9 protein-coding genes are annotated in these 4,931 nt (G+C 65.5%); 5 read left to right on the plus strand and 4 right to left on the minus strand.

Going from position 1 to position 4,931, the window contains the following annotated elements; all coding sequences use genetic code 11:
- The 3 genes from rpmB to VOI29_RS22460 form a co-directional block, all read left to right on the plus strand.
- A partial coding sequence (gene rpmB / locus VOI29_RS22450; protein ID WP_323783844.1) for a 50S ribosomal protein L28 occupies positions 1-263 on the plus strand: 263 nt, incomplete at its 5' end.
- Positions 264-402: 139 nt separating this feature from the next.
- Entirely contained in the window at positions 403-750 is a 348-nt protein-coding gene (locus VOI29_RS22455; protein ID WP_323783846.1) for a hypothetical protein, read from the plus strand.
- A gap of 55 nt (positions 751-805) precedes the next feature.
- Positions 806-1,282, plus strand: a complete 477-nt coding sequence (locus tag VOI29_RS22460; protein ID WP_323783848.1) for a copper chaperone PCu(A)C — start codon at positions 806-808, stop codon at positions 1,280-1,282.
- 90 nt (positions 1,283-1,372) lie between these two features.
- On the opposite strand, the gene VOI29_RS22465 is transcribed toward VOI29_RS22460, so the two are convergent.
- Positions 1,373-2,071, minus strand: coding sequence for an NAD-dependent deacylase (locus tag VOI29_RS22465; RefSeq protein WP_323783850.1), 699 nt, complete (start codon positions 2,069-2,071; stop codon positions 1,373-1,375).
- A gap of 49 nt (positions 2,072-2,120) precedes the next feature.
- Here VOI29_RS22465 and VOI29_RS22470 point away from each other — a divergent pair, with 49 nt between their 5' ends.
- Positions 2,121-2,558 (plus strand): low molecular weight protein-tyrosine-phosphatase, encoded by a 438-nt coding sequence (locus VOI29_RS22470; protein WP_323783852.1) that lies wholly within the window; start codon positions 2,121-2,123, stop codon positions 2,556-2,558.
- On the opposite strand, the gene VOI29_RS22475 is transcribed toward VOI29_RS22470, so the two are convergent.
- The 3 genes from VOI29_RS22475 to VOI29_RS22485 all read right to left on the minus strand — a co-directional run bounded on the left by VOI29_RS22475 (position 2,559) and on the right by VOI29_RS22485 (position 4,358).
- Complete coding sequence (locus VOI29_RS22475) at positions 2,559-3,524, minus strand: LysR family transcriptional regulator (RefSeq protein ID WP_323783854.1); 966 nt, start codon at positions 3,522-3,524, stop codon at positions 2,559-2,561.
- 188 nt (positions 3,525-3,712) lie between these two features.
- Positions 3,713-4,024 (minus strand): hypothetical protein, encoded by a 312-nt coding sequence (locus VOI29_RS22480; protein ID WP_323783856.1) that lies wholly within the window; start codon positions 4,022-4,024, stop codon positions 3,713-3,715.
- A 151-nt stretch (positions 4,025-4,175) separates the two neighbouring features.
- Positions 4,176-4,358, minus strand: coding sequence for a hypothetical protein (locus tag VOI29_RS22485; RefSeq protein ID WP_323783858.1), 183 nt, complete (start codon positions 4,356-4,358; stop codon positions 4,176-4,178).
- A gap of 293 nt (positions 4,359-4,651) precedes the next feature.
- On the opposite strand from VOI29_RS22485, the gene VOI29_RS22490 reads away from it, so the two are divergent.
- Positions 4,652-4,931 (plus strand): GTP-binding protein (locus VOI29_RS22490; RefSeq protein ID WP_323783860.1); only part of this gene is annotated, 280 nt, incomplete at its 3' end.

A 4,931-nucleotide genomic window follows, 5' to 3' on the forward strand; every position in this document is an offset into this window, starting at 1 on the left:
AGGCTGTACAGTCCGGAAACAATGTCAGTCACGCCAACAACCGGACACGTCGCCGGTTTCTGCCGAACCTGAATGATGTGACCCTGCAGTCCGAGACCCTGGGCCGCGGCGTCAAGCTGAAGATCTCCGCTGCTGCGCTGCGCTCGGTTGATCACCGTGGCGGCCTGGACGCCTTCCTGGCCAAAGCCAAGAACGAAGAGCTGTCCGACAACGCACTGAAAGTGAAGAAAGAGATCGCCAAGGCGCAAGCCGCCGAGGCTTGATAGGCCGGGCCTGATCCCTTCACCGGATTACAGTTACAGGCACCGCGCCGGGGAAACCCGGCGCGGTGTTTGCGTTTGCGCAATCTGCCGCGGAGTTGTGTCTTGCAGCCGTCGTGCCATGCGGGCATATCTGGCGGCAATGACACGCATCCTGCGCATATGCCTTGGCCTGTTCCTGGTCCTTGCGGTTGCCTTGACGGCGCATAGCGCTGCGGCACGGCAGGGCGCGCGGGACGCGGCCGGGCAGATGGTGATCTGCACCGGCCTGGGGCCGGAAATTGTCTATGTGGACAGCGACGGCCAGCCGGTGCCGCCGCCGCACAGCTGCCCCGATTGCGTGATGCATCTGCTGGATGCGGTGGCGCTGCCTGCCGCCCTGCCGGTGCCCGGGGAGGGGGCGGGCCGTGTGGCTGCGGTTCCGCAACGGCCGGTCAGCGGCGGATGCCGGGAACCGGAGGCCACCGCACGTTCGCCGCCTGCGGCCTGACCGCAGACACCCCGTTACCCAAAAAATCAAATGCTTTCATGCGAGGAGACAGACAATGTCCCTGAAATCCGTTTTCGTTGCTGCCGCCGCTGCGGCGGTTCTGGCCGGTTCGGCCTTTGCCGACGGCGCCCATAAGATCCTGGTGCAGGATCAATACGCCCGGGTGTCCTCGCCCGCTGCCAAGGCCGGTGCCGCCTTCATGCAGATCGTGAACCAGACCCATGCGGATGACCGGCTGATCGGCGTCCGCTCGGATGTGGCGGCCAAAGTGCAGCTGCATACCCACAGGGAAACTGATGGCGGCGTCATGAAGATGATGCATGTGGAGGAAGGCTTTGCCATCGCCGAGGGCGCCACCCATATGCTGAAGCGCGGCGGCGATCATGTTATGTTCATGGGGCTGAAACGGGCGCTGAACCACGGTGATGTGGTGACGCTGACGCTGGTGTTTGAGAAGGCCGGCGAGGTGGAAGTCGAAGTGCCGGTGGATCTGGAGCGCAAGGCCGGGGGCCACGGCGGCCACTCCAACTGAGCCGGGCAGGGCGGGCGCGGCGTCAGGCTGCGCCGCAGCCCTCCTTCGCGCCCAAAGCCCGCCGGATGGCGGGCTTTCCGGTGTCCGGGGTCAGCCGAGCAGCTCTGCCACCCAGGCCGGAACAGTTTCGCCGGCGGGACCAAAGCGGCGCTCGGCAAAGCGCGAGGCGGTGGCGGAAGGCTGCAGATTCAGCTCTACCGTACGGGCGCCCGCCAGATGCGCCTCATCGACAAAGGCGGCAGCCGGGTAGACCTCGCCCGAGGTGCCGATGGCAGCAAACACATCCGCCGCCGCCAGATGCGCAAAGATCTCTTCCATGAAATAGGGGATCTCGCCGAACCAGACCACATCCGGGCGGCCCGCAGGCGCCGCGCAGGCGGGGCAGGCTATGCCTGTGCACATTGCCAAAGGGGCGGGCCAGCGGTGGCCGCAGGCGGCGCACAGCGCCCCCGCCAGCGTGCCGTGCATATGCAGCACCGCCTGCGCGCCGCCGGCCTCGTGCAGCCCGTCCACATTCTGGGTGACGATGACCACCTCGCCCTTGTGCTGCGCCTGCAGCCGCGCCAGCGCCTGATGCGCCGGGTTCGGCCGGGCCGCCGCCGCCTGGGCGCGGCGGGCGTTGTAAAAACGATGCACCAAATCCGGGTCGCGGGCAAAGCCTTCGGGCGTTGCCACATCCTCGATCCGGTGCTGCGCCCACAGGCCGCCCTCGTCGCGGAAGGTGCCCAGCCCGCTTTCGGCGGAAATCCCGGCGCCGGTCAGGATCACGATCTTCGCGCTCTTCCCCATCGCTGCGGAACCTCCTATCACGGGCCCTGTACACAGGAGCCACAAACCCATGCCTACCCGTATTCTGTTCGTCTGCCTAGGAAACATCTGCCGCTCGCCGGCGGCCGAAGGCGTGTTCCGAGCGCTGTGCCCGGAGGTTGAAACGGACAGTGCGGGCACGGCCTCCTATCACGCAGGCGAGCCGCCCTATGGCCCGATGCAGGCGGCGGCACGCGCGCGCGGGCTGGATATCTCGGACCTGCGGGCGCGGCAGTTCCGGCGCGGTGATTTCGAAACCTTCGATCTGATCATCGCAATGGACGCCGGCAATCTTGAGGCTATTGAAGCCCTGCGCCCCGCGGGCAATGATACCGCCGTGCGCCTGTTCACCGGCTATGCGCCCGGAACCGGCGCCGATCATGTGCCCGATCCCTATTACACCCGCGATTTCGATGGCTGTCTGGATCTGATCGAGGCGGCCGCCACGGGCCTGAAGGCCGCGCTGTAATTACGCCCCGATCACCCGGAACCCGCCCGCCAGAAACGGCAGCCGCTGCACGGCAGGGTCGATCATCTGGCTCTGCACCAGCCGCCGCAGGGTTTCCGCCACGTCGCGCGGCACCCGGTCAGCCCAATCGGCAGCCGAAAACAGCGAAATCGTCCGCGACATCTCGCCAAAGGGCAGCGGGAAGGCGTCGATCTGATCGTGGAAGCGCCCGGCCCGCATATAGCCCAGCGGCGTGGTGATGGCCCAGCCGATCCGCCGCGCCACCATCGCCATCAGCGCCAGATGCGAGCCGACCTCGAACCGGTCTTCGAACTCCAGTTTCTGGCGCACCAGCAGCCCTTCGATCTGCTGCGAGATCAGCTGCTCGCGGGCATAGCGCAGAAAGGGCAGATCCTGCAGCTGCTCTGCCGCCTGCGCCGCATCGGACAAGGCGCCCTTGGGCGCCACCAGGATAAAGGGGTCGCGCACCAGCGGGTGTTCTACCAGCCCGTCGTGCGGCCCGCCGGTGGCGGCGGCAACCGCAAGATGCAGCTCGCGCGCCACCATCGCCTGCACAATATCATGGCTGGAGGCGGTGATCATCTTGAACCGGCACTGGGTCAGGCTATCGGCAAGGATGGTCGCCAGCCGCGGTGTCAGGTCGTTGTCAAAATCATCTATCAGCCCGATCGATAGCGCCTGCAGATGGGTGAGGTCCATCACTGTCAGTTCGCTTTGGGCCAGCCGCAGTTCGGACAGGACCGCCTCGGTCCGGGTCAGAAAACTGCGCCCGGCGGCGGTCAGCACCATCGGGCGGCGGCCGTGATCGATCAATTCGCTGTCCAGCGCCTTTTCCAGGTTGCGCATCTGCTGGCTGACGGCGGGCTGGCTGAGGCCGGTCATCTCCGCCGCCTGCGCCACCGATCCGGTCTTGGCCAAAGCTTCGAACACTTCCAGCCCGCGCAGGGTAACACCTTTGATCAACATCCAAACGCTCCAATAACTTACGCCGTTTGTTCCGCGTTGCTGCAGCCCGGTCAAGAGGGCAAAGGCGCAGCCTTATCCCGTGCGGAATCCCTTGCGAAAATGCCGCAGCGCAGATGCGTTGAAGTGAAACAGGCGCCCGCAGGGGCGGCTGTTTCCGCGGTTTGACTGAAAGACTGAAAGCCGGGGCGTCAGCCGCAGCTGCGCGCCGCGTGATCGCCGAACGCCTTATAGCGCAGCCACAGCCGTTCGTCCGTGCGGCTGGAGGACTGGCGCACCACCTGGGCCTGGTGCGGATCGGAAAACCATTTCGAGACGGTCTTGCGCTCGGCCCGTGTCAGGCTGCGGTTGGCCACCTTCTGGATGCAGCTGCACAGGCCGGGCGAGGCGGCGGTGCGGTCGGACTGGCGGCAGGCGCGCTCAATCTCCCCGGCTTCGGCGCCGGCTGGCGCCAGTGCGGTGAGGAACCCGGCGCAAAGCGCGGCGGTCAGGAAAAATTTCATCTTGCTCGTGCCTCGTTTTTTGGCAAGCGGGTCTGCTGCCCGCGGAATTGGCGGCAGTATGCCAAAAGCCAAGGCGCGTTTCAATCACGGTAAGCGGGGGGTGGGCAGGGCCGGAGCGCCGGTTGCCCCGGCCCTCCGGCTGCTGCTGTTTTCAGGCCTGGTTCGGCCCGCGCAGGGCGCGGACGGCCTGGCGCACGGCTTTCCAGTCTGCGGCTTCGCTGTCCTTGCCGGCTTCCTGGCAGCTGCGCATCTTCTGTGCGGCTTCGGCCTCGGCCTTGTCGCCATGCGCGGCATAAAGCGCGCGTGCATATTCAGCGGCTTTGATTGTATCCATGCGGGTCGTCCTCCTTTGCTGTGTCTCCCACCAGAGGGGCGCGCGTTTCGCGGTACAGAAGGAGTATAGCGCATTTCGGGTGAACGCGAAGGGGGCGGGGAGAATTTGAGGCGTTCGGGGCGTCTGGAGGCGGCGGGGGCTGAACGCGCCGCCCCTGCCAGCCGGCTGCTGGCTGATCTTCTGTCTCGATCCGGCGCAAAACCCGGCCTTCAATTCCTCACTTGGTGAAATATCATCAGCTGGGCCGCTGCGCCCGCTTGACCAAACCCCAAAACCAAATCATATCCCCTTGCATGACAGACCTCGCCAAAATCCGCAATTTCTCCATCGTCGCCCATATCGACCATGGCAAATCCACCCTCGCTGACCGGCTCATCCAGGAGACCGGCACGGTGAAGGACCGCGATATGAAGGAACAGCTGCTCGACTCGATGGATATCGAGCGCGAGCGCGGGATCACCATCAAGGCCAACACCGTCCGCATCGACTACACTGCCGATGACGGCGACACCTATGTGCTGAACCTGATCGACACCCCCGGCCATGTCGACTTTGCCTATGAGGTCTCCCGCT

The organism is Leisingera sp. (assembly GCF_034669605.1).
Classification (GTDB): Bacteria; Pseudomonadota; Alphaproteobacteria; order Rhodobacterales; family Rhodobacteraceae; genus Leisingera.

Coding starts and splice junctions, on each gene's coding strand:
- VOI29_RS22455 (WP_323783846.1), top strand. CDS start 403: ATGACACGCATCCTGCGCATATGCCTTGGCCTGTTCCTGGTCCTTGCG.
- VOI29_RS22460 (WP_323783848.1), top strand. CDS start 806: ATGTCCCTGAAATCCGTTTTCGTTGCTGCCGCCGCTGCGGCGGTTCTG.
- VOI29_RS22465 (WP_323783850.1), bottom strand. CDS start 2,071: ATGGGGAAGAGCGCGAAGATCGTGATCCTGACCGGCGCCGGGATTTCC.
- VOI29_RS22470 (WP_323783852.1), top strand. CDS start 2,121: ATGCCTACCCGTATTCTGTTCGTCTGCCTAGGAAACATCTGCCGCTCG.
- VOI29_RS22475 (WP_323783854.1), bottom strand. CDS start 3,524: ATGTTGATCAAAGGTGTTACCCTGCGCGGGCTGGAAGTGTTCGAAGCT.
- VOI29_RS22480 (WP_323783856.1), bottom strand. CDS start 4,024: ATGAAATTTTTCCTGACCGCCGCGCTTTGCGCCGGGTTCCTCACCGCA.
- VOI29_RS22485 (WP_323783858.1), bottom strand. CDS start 4,358: ATGGATACAATCAAAGCCGCTGAATATGCACGCGCGCTTTATGCCGCG.